The organism is Klebsiella sp. BDA134-6 (genome assembly GCF_015601345.1).
Taxonomy (GTDB): Bacteria; Pseudomonadota; Gammaproteobacteria; order Enterobacterales; family Enterobacteriaceae; genus Klebsiella; species Klebsiella grimontii.
Genome location: NZ_CP064784.1, coordinates 2340846 through 2358875, shown reverse-complemented (window position 1 = coordinate 2358875; position 18030 = coordinate 2340846). Strand labels below are relative to the sequence as shown.

18 protein-coding genes are annotated in these 18030 nt (G+C 55.6%); 6 read left to right on the top strand and 12 right to left on the bottom strand.

All coding sequences use genetic code 11. From position 1 onward, the window contains the following. Positions 1–72 precede the first annotated feature (72 nt). The gene (pepT, locus tag IYV58_RS10710; protein WP_004131460.1) at positions 73–1302 is read right to left on the bottom strand and encodes a peptidase T; all 1230 of its coding nucleotides are present in this window, start codon (positions 1300–1302) and stop codon (positions 73–75) included. Positions 1303–1559: 257 nt separating this feature from the next. Here pepT and potA point away from each other — a divergent pair, with 257 nt between their 5' ends. Genes potA through potD form a run of 4 tightly spaced genes read left to right on the top strand, consistent with a single transcriptional unit; the run spans position 1560 to position 5362 of the window. Beyond that, complete coding sequence (potA, locus tag IYV58_RS10705; RefSeq protein ID WP_004131458.1) at positions 1560–2696, top strand: spermidine/putrescine ABC transporter ATP-binding protein PotA; 1137 nt, start codon at positions 1560–1562, stop codon at positions 2694–2696. Beyond that, on the top strand, positions 2680–3537 hold the full coding sequence (gene potB, locus IYV58_RS10700; RefSeq protein ID WP_004131456.1) for a spermidine/putrescine ABC transporter permease PotB: 858 nt from the start codon (positions 2680–2682) through the stop codon (positions 3535–3537). Before potA ends, potB begins: the two co-directional genes overlap by 17 nt. Beyond that, positions 3534–4319, top strand: coding sequence for a spermidine/putrescine ABC transporter permease PotC (gene potC, locus IYV58_RS10695; protein WP_004138360.1), 786 nt, complete (start codon positions 3534–3536; stop codon positions 4317–4319). Before potB ends, potC begins: the two co-directional genes overlap by 4 nt. Further along, the gene (potD, locus tag IYV58_RS10690; protein WP_195729577.1) at positions 4316–5362 is read left to right on the top strand and encodes a spermidine/putrescine ABC transporter substrate-binding protein PotD; all 1047 of its coding nucleotides are present in this window, start codon (positions 4316–4318) and stop codon (positions 5360–5362) included. The genes potC and potD overlap by 4 nt, the downstream gene beginning before the upstream one ends. A 56-nt stretch (positions 5363–5418) precedes the next feature. Here the strand turns inward: potD and IYV58_RS10685 are convergent, their stop codons facing one another. The 8 genes from IYV58_RS10685 to pdxA form a co-directional block, all read right to left on the bottom strand. After that, positions 5419–5700 (bottom strand): hypothetical protein, encoded by a 282-nt coding sequence (locus IYV58_RS10685; protein WP_004131449.1) that lies wholly within the window; start codon positions 5698–5700, stop codon positions 5419–5421. Between the two features lie 327 nt (positions 5701–6027). Beyond that, positions 6028–8031, bottom strand: coding sequence for a transketolase (gene tkt / locus IYV58_RS10680; RefSeq protein ID WP_195729576.1), 2004 nt, complete (start codon positions 8029–8031; stop codon positions 6028–6030). An 18-nt stretch (positions 8032–8049) separates the two neighbouring features. Next, entirely contained in the window at positions 8050–9000 is a 951-nt protein-coding gene (gene tal, locus IYV58_RS10675) for a transaldolase (protein ID WP_142983574.1), read from the bottom strand. Between the two features lie 30 nt (positions 9001–9030). Further along, a complete protein-coding gene (rpiB, locus tag IYV58_RS10670) occupies positions 9031–9489 on the bottom strand; it encodes a ribose 5-phosphate isomerase B (RefSeq protein WP_195729575.1) in 459 nt (152 codons plus the stop codon). Between the two features lie 28 nt (positions 9490–9517). Next, entirely contained in the window at positions 9518–9892 is a 375-nt protein-coding gene (locus IYV58_RS10665; protein WP_172880146.1) for a PTS glucitol/sorbitol transporter subunit IIA, read from the bottom strand. Position 9893: 1 nt separating this feature from the next. Continuing rightward, positions 9894–10913, bottom strand: coding sequence for a 2-keto-3-deoxygluconate permease (locus tag IYV58_RS10660; protein ID WP_172880148.1), 1020 nt, complete (start codon positions 10911–10913; stop codon positions 9894–9896). Positions 10914–11005: 92 nt separating this feature from the next. Further along, complete coding sequence (locus IYV58_RS10655; protein WP_195729574.1) at positions 11006–12724, bottom strand: four-carbon acid sugar kinase family protein; 1719 nt, start codon at positions 12722–12724, stop codon at positions 11006–11008. 35 nt (positions 12725–12759) lie between these two features. After that, positions 12760–13767 carry a 4-hydroxythreonine-4-phosphate dehydrogenase PdxA gene (gene pdxA, locus IYV58_RS10650; protein ID WP_195729573.1) on the bottom strand — a complete coding sequence of 336 codons (1008 nt, stop codon included), beginning with the start codon at positions 13765–13767 and terminating at the stop codon, positions 12760–12762. 242 nt (positions 13768–14009) lie between these two features. On the opposite strand from pdxA, the gene IYV58_RS10645 reads away from it, so the two are divergent. Both IYV58_RS10645 and IYV58_RS10640 read left to right on the top strand, forming a co-directional pair. Continuing rightward, positions 14010–14804, top strand: a complete 795-nt coding sequence (locus tag IYV58_RS10645; protein WP_004112199.1) for a triose-phosphate isomerase — start codon at positions 14010–14012, stop codon at positions 14802–14804. 41 nt (positions 14805–14845) lie between these two features. Then, positions 14846–15808, top strand: a complete 963-nt coding sequence (locus IYV58_RS10640; RefSeq protein WP_004101147.1) for a sugar-binding transcriptional regulator — start codon at positions 14846–14848, stop codon at positions 15806–15808. Between the two features lie 90 nt (positions 15809–15898). Here IYV58_RS10640 and IYV58_RS10635 read toward each other — a convergent pair whose 3' ends face one another. Genes IYV58_RS10635 through nagK form a run of 3 tightly spaced genes read right to left on the bottom strand, consistent with a single transcriptional unit; the run spans position 15899 to position 18010 of the window. Then, the gene (locus tag IYV58_RS10635; RefSeq protein WP_170100743.1) at positions 15899–16210 is read right to left on the bottom strand and encodes a hypothetical protein; all 312 of its coding nucleotides are present in this window, start codon (positions 16208–16210) and stop codon (positions 15899–15901) included. Positions 16211–16253: 43 nt separating this feature from the next. Further along, complete coding sequence (cobB, locus tag IYV58_RS10630) at positions 16254–17084, bottom strand: Sir2 family NAD+-dependent deacetylase (RefSeq protein WP_004131435.1); 831 nt, start codon at positions 17082–17084, stop codon at positions 16254–16256. 14 nt (positions 17085–17098) lie between these two features. Beyond that, the gene (nagK, locus tag IYV58_RS10625; protein ID WP_123828249.1) at positions 17099–18010 is read right to left on the bottom strand and encodes an N-acetylglucosamine kinase; all 912 of its coding nucleotides are present in this window, start codon (positions 18008–18010) and stop codon (positions 17099–17101) included. Positions 18011–18030: the final 20 nt, after the last annotated feature.

Here is an 18030-nt window from a genome sequence, read left to right as displayed (position 1 = left end):
AGGATGGTATTCTGCATTTGCCTACCGTACCGTCAGTTTCACCAGCTCACCGGGCCCGTAGCTCTAGAACCTTTACGCGCCGCGTTTCGCCGTCAGCTCAGCAATGCGTACAATCACCTGCACCGCCTTCTCCATGCCTTCAAGCGTCACAAACTCATGCTTACCGTGGTAGTTATAGCCACCGGTAAACAAATTCGGGCATGGCAGGCCCATAAAGGAGAGCTGCGCGCCGTCGGTACCGCCGCGAATCGGCTTCAACTGCGGTTCAATATCGCAATCCACCATCGCCTGGCGGGCGATATCGACGACGTGCGGGTGCGCCATCACCTTCTCATGCATATTGTAATAGCTGTCCTCAATCACCAGCTCGATATAGCAATCCGGATGAAGCCCTTTGCCGACCTTTTTGGCAATCTCCATCATCTTGCGCTTGCGAGCCTCAAACTGCTTCCGGTCGAAATCGCGGATGATGTAGTGCATATCTGCCCGATCGACGGTGCCTTTAATGCTAGCCAGATGGTAGAAACCCTCGTAGCCTTCGGTGGTCTCGGGCGCTTCGTCCGCAGGCACCTCGGCATGAATGCGCGTCGCTAGCGATAGGGCATTCACCATCACCCCTTTCGCCGTGCCGGGATGAACGTTATTACCCACGATCTTAATCGTCACCGAGGCGGCGTTAAAGTTCTCGAACTCCAGTTCACCCACCCCGCCGCCGTCGACGGTGTAAGCCCAGCGCGCATCGAATGCCGAGACATCAAAATGCTTCGCTCCTTTACCCACCTCTTCATCCGGCGTAAAGGCGACGCGGATATCGCCGTGTGGAATATTCTTCGCCTTTAGCGTCGCCAGCGCGGTCATGATTTCCGCGATGCCCGCTTTATCATCCGCGCCGAGCAGCGTTTTGCCATCGGTGGTGATCAGCGTCTGCCCGAGCAGCTGGTGCAGCACCGGGAACATCACCGGGGAGAGAACCTCGTCTCCAATACCGAGAGCGATATCACCGCCGCGGTAGTTTTCGACGATCTGCGGATTGACGTTCTTACCGCTGAAGTCAGGTGACGTATCGACATGGGAAATAAAACCAACGGCCGGAATATCACCCTCAACGTTAGCCGGCAGGGTGCCCATGACTGTCCCTTTCTCACTCAGCGTCACGTTTACCAGTCCCATTTCTTGCAGCTGCGCCTGAAGCAGACGTAACAGCTTCCACTGACCTTCCGTGCTCGGTACCTGACGCACGCCAGGCTTCGACTGTGTGTCTAAAGAAACGTACTGCAAAAAACGCTCAAGCAATTTATCCATGTAGCCACCCTCTTCTTTTGTGACAACATTATTGATAAGCCGGAAAAGACAAATATTGCGTCAGGTCATTTTTAGCCCGGCAAATGAGAATTTAATACATTTCGCACGATAATGTTGTAAAGGTAGCTCATCATGGCGCATCAATCATTGGCGATTACAATCGTTTGCCGTAGAATGCTCGGCCTTATTATTTTATGTGTCAAACCAAAGGTGGTTAACCACAAACCCCGCATCGGTAAGCTTTCCGCTGCGTCTACATGGGACAGAGTCAAAAATTGAATACACAACCGCGTTCGCGTTCTCCGCTGGTTCAGCTAGCGGGAATTCGCAAAAGCTTTGATGGTAAAACGGTAATATCCGACCTCAATCTGACCATCAACAACGGTGAGTTTCTCACCCTGCTTGGCCCCTCTGGCTGCGGTAAAACAACCGTTCTTCGTCTTATCGCTGGCCTGGAAAGCGTCGATAGCGGCCGAATCCATCTCGAAGATCACGATATCACCCATATCCCGGCGGAAAACCGCCACGTTAACACCGTCTTTCAAAGCTATGCGCTGTTTCCGCACATGACGGTGTTTGAAAATGTCGCCTTTGGCCTGCGTATGCAGAAAACCCCGGCCGCGGAAATTACCCCCCGCGTCCACGACGCCCTGCGTATGGTGCAGCTTGAAACATTTGCCCAGCGTAAACCGCATCAGCTCTCCGGCGGCCAGCAGCAGCGCGTCGCCATCGCCCGCGCGGTAGTCAACAAACCGCGCCTGCTGCTGCTTGATGAATCCCTCTCCGCGCTTGATTATAAACTACGCAAGCAGATGCAGAATGAGCTGAAGGCGCTGCAGCGTAAGCTCGGCATCACCTTCGTCTTTGTGACCCACGATCAGGAAGAGGCGCTGACCATGTCCGACCGCATCGTGGTCATGCGCGAGGGTAAAATTGAGCAGGACGGCACGCCGCGGGAAATCTACGAAGAGCCGAAAAACCTGTTTGTCGCCAGCTTTATCGGCGAAATCAACATCTTCAATGCCACGGTTATCGAACGGATCGACGAGCAGCGGGTGCGCGCCAGCGTCGAAGGCCGCGAATGCAATATCTACGTCAGCTTCGCCGTTGAAAAAGGCCAGCGGCTTAACGTTCTGCTGCGTCCGGAAGACCTGCGCGTGGATGAGATCCACCACAGTAATGACGCCGATGGCCTGATAGGCTATATCCGCGAACGCAACTATAAGGGCATGACGCTGGAATCGGTGGTTGAACTGGAAAACGGCAAAATGGTGATGGTCAGCGAATTTTTTAATGAAGACGATCCTGATTTTGACCACTCTCTCGATCAGAAAATGGCCATTAACTGGGTAGAAAGCTGGGAGGTTGTGCTGGCCGATGAAGAACACCAGTAAATTCCAGAATGTGGTGATCGCCACCATCGTGGGCTGGCTTGTGTTGTTCGTCTTTTTGCCCAACCTGATGATCATCGCTACCAGCTTCCTGACCCGCGACGATACCAACTTCGTCAAGCTGGTCTTTACGCTGGATAACTACGCGCGCCTGCTCGACCCGCTTTACTACGACGTGCTGCTGCATTCGTTGAATATGGCGCTGCTGGCGACGCTGGCCTGCCTTGCGCTCGGCTACCCTTTCGCCTGGTTCCTGGCGAGACTGCCGGAGAAGGTGCGCCCGCTGATGCTGTTTCTGCTGATCGTACCGTTCTGGACCAACTCGCTGATTCGTATCTACGGGCTGAAGATTTTCCTCAGTACCAAAGGCTATCTCAACGAATTTTTGCTGTGGCTGGGGGTCATTGATACGCCGCTGCGCATCATGTACACCCCCTCGGCGGTAATTATCGGCCTGGTCTATATTCTGCTGCCGTTTATGGTGATGCCGCTCTACTCCAGCATCGAGAAGCTCGACCGCCCGCTGCTGGAAGCGGCGAGAGATCTTGGCGCCAGTAAGCTGCAAACCTTTATCCGCATCATCATTCCGCTGACCATGCCGGGCATTATCGCCGGCTGCCTGCTGGTGATGCTTCCGGCGATGGGGCTGTTTTACGTTTCCGACCTGATGGGTGGCGCGAAGAACCTGCTGATCGGCAACGTGATTAAGAGCCAGTTCCTCAACATTCGCGACTGGCCGTTCGGCGCGGCAACCAGCATCACGCTGACGCTGGTGATGGGCCTGATGCTGCTGATTTACTGGCGCGCGGCGCGCTTATTGAATAAAAAGGTGGAGCTGGAATGATTGGTCGACTGCTGCGCGGCGGCTTTATGACCGCCATTTACGCGTATCTCTACATCCCCATTATTATTCTGATCGTTAATTCGTTTAACAGTTCGCGCTTTGGCATCAACTGGCAGGGCTTCACCACCAACTGGTATAGCCTGCTGATGAATAACGATAGCCTGCTGCAGGCGGCGCAGCACTCGCTGACCATGGCGGTGCTGTCGGCCACCTTCGCCACCCTTATCGGCTCGCTGACCGCCGTAGCGCTCTACCGCTATCGCTTTCGCGGCAAGCCGTTCGTCAGCGGGATGCTGTTCGTGGTGATGATGTCGCCGGATATCGTGATGGCGATTTCGCTGCTGGTGCTGTTTATGCTGATCGGCATTCAACTGGGATTCTGGTCGCTGCTGTTTTCGCATATCACTTTCTGCCTCCCCTTCGTGGTGGTCACGGTGTTTTCGCGCCTGAAAGGCTTCGATGTGCGCATGCTGGAGGCCGCAAAAGATCTTGGCGCCAGCGAATTGACCATTCTGCGAAAAATCATTTTACCGCTGGCGCTGCCCGCGGTCGCCGCGGGGTGGCTGCTGAGCTTTACCCTGTCGATGGATGATGTGGTGGTTTCTTCGTTCGTCACCGGGCCGGGTTATGAGATCCTGCCGCTGAAGATTTATTCGATGGTTAAAGTTGGGGTATCGCCAGAGGTTAACGCGCTGGCGACCATTCTGTTAGTTCTGTCGCTGGTGATGGTTATTGCCAGCCAGTTAATTGCACGTGATAAAACTCAGGGGACGTTAAAATGAAAAAATGGTCACGCCACCTGCTCGCTGCGGGCGCTCTGGCAGTCGGGATGAGCGCCGCGCATGCGGACGATAGCAAAACGCTCTATTTCTACAACTGGACCGAGTATGTCCCGCCGGGGCTGCTGGAGCAGTTCACCAAAGAGACCGGCATCAAGGTTATCTATTCGACCTACGAATCGAATGAAACCATGTACGCCAAGCTCAAAACCTATAAGGACGGCGCCTACGACCTGGTCGTGCCTTCCACCTACTTCGTCGACAAAATGCGTAAAGAGGGCATGCTGCAGAAGATCGACAAGAGCAAACTGAGCAACTTCAGCAATCTTGACCCTGAAATGCTCAACAAGCCGTTCGACCCCAACAACGACTACTCTATTCCGTACATCTGGGGCGCGACGGCTATTGGCATCAATAGCGACGAGATCGATCCCAAAACCGTCACCAGCTGGGCGGATCTGTGGAAACCAGAGTATAAGAGCAGCCTGCTGCTCACCGACGACGCGCGCGAAGTGTTCCAGGTAGCGCTGCGTAAGCTGGGTTACTCCGGCAATACCACCGACCCCAAAGAGATCGAGGCGGCCTATAACGAGCTGAAAAAGCTAATGCCAAACGTCGCGGCGTTCAACTCGGATAACCCGGCGAACCCGTATATGGAAGGCGAAGTGAACCTCGGCATGGTATGGAACGGCTCCGCGTGGGTCGCGCGTCAGGCCGGTACGCCGCTGGAAGTGGTGTGGCCGAAAGAAGGCGGTATCTTCTGGATGGATAGCCTGTCGATTCCGGCAAACGCCAAAAACGTCGATGGCGCGCTGAAGCTGATCAACTTCCTGCTGCGCCCGGAAATCGCCAAACAGGTAGCGGAAACCATCGGCTACCCGACGCCAAACCTGGCCGCGAGGAAGATGCTGAGCCCGGAAGTCGCCGACGATAAATCGCTCTACCCGGACGCCGCAACGATTCAGAAAGGCGAATGGCAGAACGATGTCGGCAGCGCCAGCACCCTATATGAAGAGTATTATCAGAAACTGAAAGCGGGTCGTTAATCACCTCACAGGTCGGGTAGCATGGTGCTTACCCGACCGCTTCGGGAAGTGCGTTTCTAGCTTCTCAACGGATGAATCCTTGATTTAACCAGCGCGTCCTCAACGTCAAAATCGGCCAGCGGATAGTTGGTCGCCACCAGATAAAATCGCCCATCCTGCGCCGGATATTCATGGACGTTGTAGTTCACCATTTTTGGCTGCTCGGCAGAGGCGTCCCCCCGGACAGAACAGGCGGCGTATTTCGAACGGACCCGGAGAGAGTGGCTTTTAATATCCCTGTGGATTTCGCCGTGATGCTCGTCGCCGAGAATCAGGTAGTCAACATATTCAGTGGCCATGGTGTTATTCCTTCTCTGTTGTCCGAGTGAAGAAACATGCCACAAATGTCCGTCTGATACTGTTTTGTTAATCACAGCGTTACATATATGTGAAATAGACAGTCAATATTATAACGGCCCTCCCACCAGACAGCGATGAGGGGCCGGATTTTAACGGTCGAAAATAACAATAGTGCTTTAACTCTGGCAACCGCGTTTTCCACGGTGATACCAGATGCTTTTCCCGCTGGTGGTGCCGCGCACCGGTCCGGACTACCCGACCGCGCTGGCCCCGTAGCCCGGGCAAGGCGCGGCTTTACCGCGCCGCCCCCGGGAAGGGGGAAAGGACTACAGCAGCGCTTTCGCTTTCGCGACAACGTTGTCCACGGTGAAGCCAAACTCTTCAAACAGCTGCTCCGCCGGTGCTGACTCACCGAAGGTGGTCATGCCAACGATCGCGCCGTTCAGGCCCACGTATTTGAACCAGTAGTCGGCGATACCCGCTTCGATGGCCACGCGCGCAGAGACCGCTTTCGGCAGCACGGCTTCACGGTAAGCCGCATCCTGCCTGTCGAACGCGTCGGTGGACGGCATGGAAACCACGCGCGCCTTCACGCCTTCGGCAGTCAGTTTTTCGTAAGCGGCAACCGCCAGCTCTACTTCCGAGCCGGTGGCGATGAAGATCAGTTCCGGCTGACCGGCACAATCCTTCAGCACGTAGCCGCCGCGGGCGACGTTCGCCAGCTGCTCTTCGGTACGCTCCTGCTGCGCCAGGTTCTGACGCGACAGAATCAGCGCGGTCGGGCCATCCTGCCGCTCCACGCCGTATTTCCACGCGATGGCGGATTCCACCTGGTCGCACGGACGCCATGTTGAAATGTTCGGGGTGACGCGCAGGGAAGCCACCTGCTCAACCGGCTGGTGCGTCGGGCCGTCTTCGCCCAGACCGATGGAGTCGTGGGTGTAGACCATCACCTGACGCTGCTTCATCAGCGCCGCCATACGTACCGCGTTACGCGCGTACTCGACGAACATCAGGAAGGTGGAGGTGTACGGCAGGAAACCGCCGTGCAGGGCGATGCCGTTGGCAATCGCGGTCATACCGAATTCACGCACGCCGTAGTGGATGTAGTTACCGGCGGTGTCTTCGTTGATCGCTTTAGAACCGGACCACAGGGTCAGGTTACTTGGCGCCAGGTCAGCGGAACCGCCAAGGAACTCAGGCAGCAGCGGGCCGAAGGCTTCAATGGCGTTCTGAGATGCTTTACGGCTGGCGATTTTCGCCGGGTTAGCCTGCAGCTTCGCGATGAACTCGTTCGCTTTCGCATCGAAGTCAGCCGGCATGTCGCCTTTCATACGACGAGTAAACTCGGCGGCTTCCTGCGGGAAGGCTTTGGCGTAGGCGGCAAATTTCTCGTTCCACGCGGACTCTTTCGCCTGGCCGGCTTCTTTGGCATCCCACTGGGCATAGATTTCAGACGGGATTTCAAATGCCGGGTGTTTCCAGCCGAGCGCTTCGCGGGTCAGCGCGATTTCCGCGTCGCCCAGCGGCGCGCCGTGGGAGTCGTGGGTACCGGCTTTGTTCGGCGAACCGAAACCAATAATGGTTTTGCACATCAGCAGGGACGGTTTGTCGGTGACCGCACGCGCTTCTTCTACCGCGCGTTTAATCGAGTCAGCATCGTGGCCGTCAACGCCGCGCACCACGTGCCAGCCGTAGGCTTCAAAACGCTTCGCGGTGTCATCGGTGAACCAACCTTCTACATGACCGTCGATAGAGATGCCGTTGTCGTCATAGAACGCCACCAGCTTGCCAAGCTTCAGGGTACCGGCCAGGGAGCATACCTCGTGAGAGATACCTTCCATCATGCAGCCGTCGCCCATGAACGCGTAGGTGAAGTGGTCAACAATGTCGTGGCCCGGGCGGTTGAACTGCGCCGCCAGAGTTTTCTCCGCGATGGCCATACCAACCGCATTCGCAATACCCTGCCCCAGCGGACCGGTAGTGGTTTCCACGCCCGCGGTGTAGCCGACTTCCGGGTGACCCGGCGTTTTAGAGTGCAGCTGACGGAAGTTCTTCAGCTCTTCAATCGGCAGATCATAACCGGTGAGGTGCAGCAGGCTGTAAATCAGCATGGAACCGTGGCCGTTGGACAGGACAAAACGGTCGCGGTCGGCCCAGGACGGGTTCTGCGGGTTATGATTCAGGAAATCACGCCACAGGACTTCGGCAATGTCAGCCATACCCATCGGGGCACCCGGGTGACCGGATTTGGCTTTCTGTACTGCGTCCATGCTCAGGGCTCGCAGCGCGTTGGCGCACAGGCTGCGGGTGGTTTTTGTGGTATTCATAAGTCTCTTTTCCTGCCCTTACAGCATCTGCTGAATCTGATTTTCCAGTTTGACCTGATCGACCGCGAACAGGCGGATACCTTCCGCCAGTTTTTCCACCGCCATCGGATCCTGATGATGCTGCCAGAGGAACTCCGCCTGAGTCATCGGGCTGGGGCGGTTTTCCGTCACGCAGCCGGGCGCCAGCTGGCGACTCAGCGTCCCTTCACTGGCGGCCAGTTCATCAAGCAGCGCCGGGGAGATAGTCAGGCGATCGCAACCCGCCAGCGCCTGGATCTGCTCGATACGGCGGAAGCTGGCCCCCATCACCACGGTGTCGTAGCCGTGCGATTTGTAGTACTGATAAATCTGGCGCACGGAAACCACGCCCGGATCGCTGTCGACCTGATACTCCGACTGCGGTTGGTTTTTCTGATACCAGTCGTAAATACGCCCCACGAACGGCGAGATTAAAAAGACGCCCGCTTCGGCGCAGGCCCGCGCCTGGGCAAAGGAGAACAGCAGGGTCAGGTTACAGTTGATACCGCTTTGTTCCAGCTCCTCTGCGGCGCGAATCCCCTCCCAGGTGGCGGCAAGTTTGATAAGGATGCGTTCCGGCCCGATGCCGTTCTTTTCATACATCTGAATAAGCTTGCGCGCCTTCGACACGCACATCCCGCGATCCCAGGCAAAACGGGCATCGACTTCGGTAGAAATACGCCCCGGTACATGACGCAGTACCTCGGTACCGATATCCACCGCCACCTGATCGCAGGCGTTTATCAGCTGCGTTTCCGGGCTGCCGCCCTGCCGACGCGCCTTGCCGATGGCGTCGGCAATCAGCGCCTGATACTGCGGGAGCTGCGCGGCCTTCAGCACCAGCGAAGGGTTGGTGGTCGCATCCTGCGGGGCAAATTTTTTAATCGATTCGATATCGCCGGTATCGGCAACCACCGTGGTGTATTTTTTCAGTTCGTCTAACTGGCTCATAGTCTGTTCCTTATATTAAGACTGCGGATATTAATCTCTGGCGTGCTGGTGTTCGTAATAGTCGATACGCTCCACTTTCGACGCGGAGCCGCCGCCTTCATATTCGGATTCAAGCCAGGCCTGAATAATTTTTTTGCCCAGCTCCGGGCCAATCACGCGCGCGCCAAGAGTGATAATCTGCGCGTTATTACTTTTGCGCGCCCGCTCGGCGGAGAAAGTATCGTGGCATTGGGCGGCTCGTATCCCCGGCACTTTATTTGCCACAATGCTCATTCCAATGCCGGTGCCGCAAATCAGGATGCCGCGATCGTGCTCGCCCTGCTTTATTGACATTGCCACTGCGTGGGCAACATCCGGATAGACCATGCTGCCCTGGCGTTTATCGCTGCTGTAATCCGCGACCTTAATTCCCTGCCCATTCAGATAAGCGACGATAGCGTCGCGAAAAGCATAGGCGGCATCATCCGCACCAATAACGATTGCTTTCATGATAATTTCCTTAATTTAGCTGTACGTCTTAATTTAGTTCCGGATAGAAAAAGATTTGGTCGCCGCGTTGAATAGCCTGGGGGACGTCACCATTGAGATGCATCATCCCCGGTAATTCAGCGGTGGCGGCGCCATCAAATTTTAAAGTGATATGGCCAAGCTGTTTTAAATTTGCCGTTGCAACACAACCTACCGCCGTGACTCGATAAATAGTCTCATTTATTTTCATTATCTGCCCAGGTGCCAATTCAGCTGTCAGCTCACTGCTCTGATGTACGGCGCAATACATCGCAATATGGTCAGGAACGGATTCAGAAAATAAAATCAGCTGATGCTCCTGTAGATAGTCTTTGACATATTTCCCGACAGCCGTGATAAGTAATGAATACAACGGCGCAGTCATATTATTTGTTTCCTTTGGTGGCAGGTGAAGATAATGTCACTTTCTCTTCACTGGTGTCTTCTTTTACCGGTTCAATCCTCGGCGCGCGCTTTTTCAGACGCTTATCAAACCAGGCCACCAGTATCGGCGCGGTAATCATGGTGATGATGCTCGCCGTCGCCAGCTGCGCGGTCGCGGCATCCACGTACATCGCCAGCGAAGGATCGGCCTGAGCCACCATTGCCGGCGTCAGCGCAGAGCTGGCGGCGGTCGTCCCCAGCGCGGCGCCCAGCGCGGTTTTCTTCTTCAGGAACAGGTTGTAGATAAAATAGAACACAATGCCGGTTAGCGCAGAGATAATGCCAAGCAGGATCCCGGACAGTCCGGCGGTAAAGACCGTGTTAATGCTGGAATTGGCGCCGATGGCAAACGACATAATAATGATAATCAGCGGCTGAGCGCCGGCGCAAAGCTGTTTGAAACGCTCATCAAGGTTGCCCCACAGCATACCAATTAGCAGCGGGATCAGCATCGATAGCAGCGCGGCGAAAGGAATATTGGCCAGGCCGCTGACCCCCAGCACCATCATGGTAACAAAGGGCCCATCCTTGACGCAGAAGACGGAGATTGCCCCGGCGTCGCTGGCATCGCCGTAGTTGCTGCACAGCGCGATATATAGCGAGCTGTTGGAGCTGGTTAAACAGGCAATCAGCGCCAGGGTCGAAATACCGAGGAAACCGTTGGGGCCAAACATCGCCCCGGCCACCCATACGGCCAGCGCGCCGGCGAGGCATTTCAGCAACAACAGCACCGCGCCTTTATAGAGCGGCAGGCCGGCCTGGCGGATATTGATCGAGGTACCACAAATCAGCAGAAAAATCCCCATCATTGCGCTGGAACCGACTTTGAATAATGCGGTCGTCGGGCCGCCGATGCCCAGGACTTCCGGTGCAAAGGTATTAATAAGAATCGCCGCGAGCAACGGAATAATAATTAAACCGCCTGGCACCTTATTCATCTTCTCTAATATATTCATGTTCATAGGGTAACTCATAAATTATGATTTAACAGAGATAACGACGCAATACTACCCGGACGACCATTACGTCGCTTTTTATTTATATGACCTGTGGGTTATAGCTGCGCTTCTTTATAAATTCTTTCAACAATCGTGCTAATAATATCTTCTGGTCCGGTTAAACCGCCTTTGCCGACGCAAATCAATCCCGCATAATCGCCACCGATAATACGCACCATATCGGTTTGCGGTATCACGTAGTCAATCATTTCAATGCCGGTAGCGCCAAGCTCTTTAAGAACATTCACCATCGTATCGCCGCCGGTCATATACAGGCCTTTAATTTCTCCGGCTGCGCAGTTAAGCACTTCACGAACAATATTCCCCAGTCCCTGGTTAATATTTTCCGCAGCCTGTCCGTGGGCCAGCCCAAAGCGCTGCTCTTCTTCCTGAAGATTCAGCAGCCGCCCGGTTAACGCGGATTCAAAAACGAAGATAGCGTTCTGCTGCGCCGGCACGCACTGCCGGGCATGCTGCACCACGCGATTCACTTCGATTTCAGCGGCGTTTTTCCTGTCAACCAGCAGTTCGGCATCAACAGGGATGTGACACACTCTTTCATCATTAGCGATCAGATGCTGAAGCTGCTTTTTGGTCACCGGCGTGGCGCTACCGGCAACAACCAGAATCGAACCACGCGGGTTTTCCGCCCCTGACGACGCTATCGCGCTGCTGCGCGCTTCCCGCATCAAGCCACGACGGACCGCAAGCCGCTCGGTAAAAGGCCCCGGGTCGACTGCCAGCACGTTCCAGTTCAGCGCCACCACCGCTCCGGCAATCGCATCGACATCGTCAACGGTGATCGCATCGACGACGATCACCCGCACGCCGCGCTGCTGCTGTTCCTGGAGATCCCGCTGCAGTTGCTCCTCGCCTTTCATCACCGAGGCCAGTGCGATATGTCCGACCTGATGATGGGTCTGCGCCGCCAGCAATCCCGGCACCCAGGATTCGGTAACCGGAGTACGCACATCGCGTGCGACATCGGTTCGCGAAAGCGCGACGGAGTCAATTACCGAATAGCCGCCAACCAGAATACGCCGCGACTGCGGCATCGCCGGCACGACGACGGCAACCGTTTCCAGCGGCAATTGTTCCAGCATGGCATCAATTTCAAAGCCGATGCCGCCGCGCAGCGTGGTATCAATACGCTTGGTAAAGTAGTGCGCGCCGCGCGCCTGCAGCTGCTTCACCGCGGCGCTGACCTGCTGCTGGGCTTCCGCTTTCGGCAAAGGACGGCTGTCGCTGCTGACGACCATCGCCGGATACTCCACCTCATTGCGAGCGAAGGATTCAGTATCGAAGAACGCGGCGGTTTTTAACCCGCTACGCGCCAGCAGCACCCCGACGGTGGTCGCACCGGTCAGATCGTCGGCCACGATCCCCAGCTTACCGCCTTCCCCCTGCGGCCAGATCATTTCAATACAGGCGGGCGTCACGCCGGAGACGTAGATCCCTTCATGAATAAACTCCGCCAGCGGCCCACTTTTACCGGTGGGATGGAGGTTAATCGTCGGAATACCGCGTTTGGGATAGAGACCGCAGCGTAGCGTGCCGCCGCAGTCGATAACCATCAGGCCGATCTCCTCTTCCAGCGGCTCGCCGTTTTTAAATACGTCGACGGAAGGCCAGCCAGTCAGTTCGCTCAGGCGCTCAACGACCGGGGAACAAATCCCCCCGGTGATATAAGCAATCTTTTTCGCCTGGCTAATATTAATGGTCAGCGGCCCACCCCAGCCCTTACAGCCTTTGCTAATTAACAGATGTTTTTCCATTTCTCTGCCCTTTTGCTTCGCATTAACCTCAGCGATTAGTGGTTTTTCATTTTCCAGTAGCTCACCGCGGCCATTGTGGACTCCAGCATACTGACGGTGCCCGCTTTACCGGTGCCGGCAATATCAAACGCCGTGCCGTGGTCTACCGAGCTACGCATAAACGGCAGGCCAAAGGTAATGGTCACGGAACGCTCAAAATCGAGGGTTTTACAGGCGATATGCCCCTGATCGTGGTAAAGCGAGAGGATGGCGTCATAGCGCCCCTGTTTACCCAGATGGAAGACGGAATCTGCCGGCACCGGGCCGATGGCATTAATCCCCATTTCCTGCGCCGCTTTGACTGCCGGAATGAGATTATCGGCTTCTTCGTGGCCAAACAGGCCGTTGTCTGAACCATGCGGATTCAGCGCGGCTACCGCAATGCGCGGATTTTTGATATTCAGCGCGGTAAACTCATGGTGGATCTGCTGCACGCAGGCCAGAACGCGCTCTTTATTGGCGTAATCGCAGGCGTCTTTAAGCGCCATATGACGACTCACGAAGAAGACCCGCAGGTTATGAACGTGGAACATGGTCAGGCCATAATCGGATTGCGTTTCAACCTGATAGATCTCGGTATGACCAGGCAGTTTACATCCCGCCAGCTTGATTGCTTCTTTATGAATCGGCGCGGTAGAGACCACATCGATCAGGCCGGCTTTCCCCAGTTCGATAGATTTCAGCACATAGTCCAGCGACATCTGCCCCGCCAGCTTCTGCACTTTGCCCCATTCAATGCTCTCGCAGTCATACTCACCGGTTTCCAGCACGTCCAGCGTACCCCAGTTGAAGCGAGCTTCCTGCGGATGGCTAATTTTGTTAATCGGAAAATCACAGCCCATGATTTTCATTGCTCTGGCGATAATCGGAGCTGAGCCAATCAAAAAAGGTTTGCACTCGTCGTAGACGCTTTTCTCCATCATCGTCGCGACTGAAATCTCCGGACCAATCCCGGCGGGATCGCCAATGGTAAGTGCGACAACGGGCTTTTTCTCTTGTGACATCGTGGACCTCTCGTAGTGAAGTTCGGCTTGTTCATATGTTCAATAGCGAATCATATGCTCAAAACATTACCTGATGATTGAGAGGTTATTGGTGATTTAGATCACATAAAATAATCCATAGATTTATTTTATAAAAAAATGCGATCTAACATATGTTCATTGGATGATAAAAAGTTCAATCTCTCTCATAAGCGAAAGCCATTTCACGACAAGCTATTGATTTACCTATTATGGAGAACAAGATGGAACAAATCTGGTTAGGAACTAGCTGGAAAATGAATAAACCGTTATCGCAAGCCATGGCCTTTTGTGAAACGCTAGCGCAGCGGTTACCGCAGGTGAGGCATCCGAAAATCCAGCCGTTTATTATTCCCCCTTTCACCGCCATTTATCCCGTCAGCCAGTATCTACAGCAGCATCAGATCCCCTGCCTGACCGGCGCGCAGAATATGCATGAAGCGGAAAACGGCGCCTGGACCGGTGAAATATCCGCCGCCATGCTGGCTGAAACCGGCGCCTCCCTGGTCGAGCTTGGTCACTCCGAGCGTCGCGGCGCGTTCAATGAATCCGACGCCGCCATTAACCAAAAAGTGCATCGCGCCCTGCGTCACGGCCTTCGACCTCTGATCTGTATCGGCGACAGCGCCGATGAAAAACGCTGGCAGGTCTCACGGGAAACGGTAGTGCGGCAGATGAAAATCGCGCTTTATGGTCTGAATGAACAGCAGGTTTTACACACTCTGGTTGCTTATGAGCCCATATGGGCTATCGGCGAACACGGCACGCCGGCGACGCCGGAGCAGGCCGCAGAGATCCACCGGGCGCTGCGTCAGGCGTTATGCGAGACCTTCGGCGAAGAAATCGGACGGCGCATTCCCCTGCTGTACGGCGGTAGCGTCAATCGGCAAAATGCCGTAGAACTGCTTCAGCAGGATGATATTAACGGACTGTTTATTGGCCGCGCGGCATGGGATGCCAACGGCTATTGCGACATTGTTCAACGCGTTACAGAGGAATTTATTCTTCAGGCGCAGTAGTATTAGGGAGACATCAAAGATGGAAACACCAGGCGATAACTATGACTGAACAAGACTCAGATTATGCGCTGCTGACAGAAATTGCCGTGGCCTATTACGATCAGGAGCAAACCCAGGAAGAGATTGCAAAACGATTTGGGATCTCACGCATTAAGGTCGGTCGGTTGCTGAAAAAAGCTCGCCACGAAGGGATTGTCGAGATCAGCGTAAAATACCACCCGGTCTTCAGCTCCCAGATTGAGCAGCAGTTTATCTCCCATTTCGGCATCAAGCGCGCGCTTATCGCCCTGGACCATCACGACGAGGATGAACAGCGCCAGCAGGTTGCGGCGCTGGTCAGCAACTATCTCGCCGGGATCCTCAAAAGCGATATGACCGTGACCGTCGGGCAGGGTCGCAACGTCGCCGCCGTGGCCAACCATGTGGGGATTTTTCCGGAGCGCAACTGTCGCTTTATTTGCGGTATCGGCGGCACCAAGCGCGACAACCAGCTGATCGATGCCGATCACATCAGTCGAAACCTGGCGCGTAAATTCAACGGGTTTAGCGAAACGCTGTACGCCCCGGCCTATGTCGAAACGCCGGAACTGCGCTCAGCGTTTATGCAAAACCGGCTGATTAAAGCCACGCTCGAACAGGCAAGCAAGGCGGATGTAGCCATCATTGGCCTTGGCGATATGAACGAAAATAGCTTTATGGTGCAGCTCGGCTGGTTCTCCCCACAGGAAATTGCGACCGCGCGCCAGGAACAGGGCGTAGTGGGCGATCTCGCTGGTTATAGTTTTTTCAATATTCAGGGTAAACCGGTTGATACGGTGATGAACGATCGGGTTATCGGCCTGAGCCTTGAACAGCTTCGCGCCATCCCGTGCGTGATCGCCATTGCTTCGGAAAGCACCAAGGCAACGGCGATTCTCGGCGCGCTGCGCACCGGCGTAATTGATGTGTTGGCCACCAGCGCATCTAATGCCCGGGCGGTGATTAATATGCAGAAGGCGCTATGAATAAAGGGCGCCGAGGCGTCCTGAATTTCATGAGCGGCCTGCCCAGGCGATTGCCGTACGCTTTTTCCCAGGCGGTGGCAAAAGCCGGGATTATTTCTTGCCCCGATTTTTCGTTAAGACAGCATCAAGCTTGCCCGCAATATAATTCAGCGGCTTCCACAACGCGCCCAGCACGATAAGCGGCCCGAACCACGCCGAACCGCCCTGCGCGCTCTGGCCCTCAATCAGCAGAAACAGCAGATGAAACAAGCAGGAAGCCGCGGATACGACGCCGAGAATAAGAGAGAGGATAAACAGAATATTCCTGCTATCAGAAAGACGAGGCAGGCAATACTGACTCCACAGGCCAACCCCCACTGCGGCCAAAAATATCGCGGCTGATATTACTAATGGGCTATCCATAGCCCCTCCTGTTTTCCGTAACGTTGTAGTGATGAGGTTGCGTTTATCCTGCCAGCTGTTTAAGCAGCTTTTCCACAAAGCGCGGCACCACTTCACTAGCCAGGCCATAGTGTTTTTCGGCAAATTCACTGCCCACCTGGCTTGGCTCGAGGTTGAGCTCAACCGTATGGGCGCCCTGCAGCCGCGCTTCGTGGACAAAGCCGGCCGCCGGATAAACGTGCCCGGAAGTGCCGATGGCGACAAAGATATCGCACTCGGCCAGCGCCAGGTAGATCTCATCCATATCCAGCGGCATCTCGCCGAACCACACCACGTGCGGGCGCAGCGGCGCGGGGAACTGGCAGCAATGGCATTTGTCTTCAGCGGTTACATCGCCGGTCCACTCCAGCACTTGCCCGCTCCACGAGCAGCGCACCTTCAGCAATTCGCCGTGCATATGTATCACCCGACGGTTGCCCGCACGTTCATGCAGATTATCGATATTCTGGGTCACCAGCAGGAAATGGTCGCCCAGCGCCTCTTCCAGCCGCGCCAGCGCCTGATGCGCGGCATTGGGCTCGATATCCGGGCCTTGCAGCTGGCGGCGGCGGTCATTATAAAACGCCTGCACCAGCGCCGGGTCGCGGGCGAAGCCTTCCGGCGTCGCCACATCCTCAACCCGATGCTCTTCCCACAGACCATCAGCGGCGCGGAAGGTTTTAATTCCCGACTCCGCCGAGATGCCCGCGCCGGTTAATACCACAACTCTTGGTTTTTCCATCGCTTCAGGGGTCTCCTTATCTTCGCCGAAGAAAATCCGCTGGCGCAGACGGTCTCGTAACCGGCGCTTGTTGCGGCGAAATCGGCTTAATCGATGTAAGCGGCGCGACTGCATAGCTACCTCTGTCGTTATTGAGTCAGATGAAGGAAGGCCGCACCGCGCATACCTCCGGCATCGCCATGACGCGCGCGCTCAATACGCGGCACGCTGGCAACGGGAAGCAGATGTCGCGGCAGGCGCTGCGCCAGCCCTTCAGTTATTGCAGTAAAGTTAGACAATCCTCCGCCAAGCACCAGCAGATCCGGATCGACAATGGTTAAAATATTGCCCAGACACACCGCCAGCAGATCGAGATAGCGCTCGACGTGCTCGCGCGCCTTCGCGTCGCCCTGCTGCCAGAGCGCGACGATCTCCGGCGAGGTTAAAGATTGTTGGTAAAAATGTTCGTACAGCCAGGCAAAACCGCGGCCGGAAAGGTAGTTTTCAATGCAGCCCAGCTGGCCGCAGCCGCAGCGCGTAAGCGGAAAATCACGGCCGACGACTTCCAGCGCATCCACCGGCAAGCGGATATGGCCGAATTCGCCGGTAATATAGCGATGCCCGGTAATCGATTTTCCATTCAGCACCAGCCCCCCGCCAACGCCAGTGCCGAGGATCATCCCCATCACCAGCGGATAGTGGGTAAATTCGTCATCCCACGCTTCAGAAAGGGCAAAACAGTTGGCGTCGTTATCAAGGCGCACGTCGCGCGCCAGACGATCGCTCAGATCGGCCCGCAGGCGCCTGCCGCTGGCGGCGGGCACGTTGGCGGCGTAGAGCGTGCCGTCCTCGGTTTCCGGCATTCCCGGAATACCGATGCCCACCGAGCCCTGGCAACCGAAGCGCTGGTCGGCTTCGTGCACCAGCTCCTTTACGGCCTGCAAAAATGCTTCGTAGCTCTCTTTCGGCGTGGCGACGCGTTTTTCCCACTGCAGCCGCCGCGCTTTATCAAATACGCCCAGCGCTATCTTGCTGCCGCCAATGTCAAATCCATAGTACATTTCAGCAATTCCTCTTTACT

Excerpts from the sequence above, each read along its gene's own strand:
- pepT (WP_004131460.1), bottom strand. The coding sequence starts at position 1,302 with ATGGATAAATTGCTTGAGCGTTTTTTGCAGTACGTTTCTTTAGACACA.
- potA (WP_004131458.1), top strand. The coding sequence starts at position 1,560 with ATGGGACAGAGTCAAAAATTGAATACACAACCGCGTTCGCGTTCTCCG.
- potB (WP_004131456.1), top strand. The coding sequence starts at position 2,680 with ATGAAGAACACCAGTAAATTCCAGAATGTGGTGATCGCCACCATCGTG.
- potC (WP_004138360.1), top strand. The coding sequence starts at position 3,534 with ATGATTGGTCGACTGCTGCGCGGCGGCTTTATGACCGCCATTTACGCG.
- potD (WP_195729577.1), top strand. The coding sequence starts at position 4,316 with ATGAAAAAATGGTCACGCCACCTGCTCGCTGCGGGCGCTCTGGCAGTC.
- IYV58_RS10685 (WP_004131449.1), bottom strand. The coding sequence starts at position 5,700 with ATGGCCACTGAATATGTTGACTACCTGATTCTCGGCGACGAGCATCAC.
- tkt (WP_195729576.1), bottom strand. The coding sequence starts at position 8,031 with ATGAATACCACAAAAACCACCCGCAGCCTGTGCGCCAACGCGCTGCGA.
- tal (WP_142983574.1), bottom strand. The coding sequence starts at position 9,000 with ATGAGCCAGTTAGACGAACTGAAAAAATACACCACGGTGGTTGCCGAT.
- rpiB (WP_195729575.1), bottom strand. The coding sequence starts at position 9,489 with ATGAAAGCAATCGTTATTGGTGCGGATGATGCCGCCTATGCTTTTCGC.
- IYV58_RS10665 (WP_172880146.1), bottom strand. The coding sequence starts at position 9,892 with ATGACTGCGCCGTTGTATTCATTACTTATCACGGCTGTCGGGAAATAT.
- IYV58_RS10660 (WP_172880148.1), bottom strand. The coding sequence starts at position 10,913 with ATGAACATGAATATATTAGAGAAGATGAATAAGGTGCCAGGCGGTTTA.
- IYV58_RS10655 (WP_195729574.1), bottom strand. The coding sequence starts at position 12,724 with ATGGAAAAACATCTGTTAATTAGCAAAGGCTGTAAGGGCTGGGGTGGG.
- pdxA (WP_195729573.1), bottom strand. The coding sequence starts at position 13,767 with ATGTCACAAGAGAAAAAGCCCGTTGTCGCACTTACCATTGGCGATCCC.
- IYV58_RS10645 (WP_004112199.1), top strand. The coding sequence starts at position 14,010 with ATGGAACAAATCTGGTTAGGAACTAGCTGGAAAATGAATAAACCGTTA.
- IYV58_RS10640 (WP_004101147.1), top strand. The coding sequence starts at position 14,846 with ATGACTGAACAAGACTCAGATTATGCGCTGCTGACAGAAATTGCCGTG.
- IYV58_RS10635 (WP_170100743.1), bottom strand. The coding sequence starts at position 16,210 with ATGGATAGCCCATTAGTAATATCAGCCGCGATATTTTTGGCCGCAGTG.
- cobB (WP_004131435.1), bottom strand. The coding sequence starts at position 17,084 with ATGCAGTCGCGCCGCTTACATCGATTAAGCCGATTTCGCCGCAACAAG.
- nagK (WP_123828249.1), bottom strand. The coding sequence starts at position 18,010 with ATGTACTATGGATTTGACATTGGCGGCAGCAAGATAGCGCTGGGCGTA.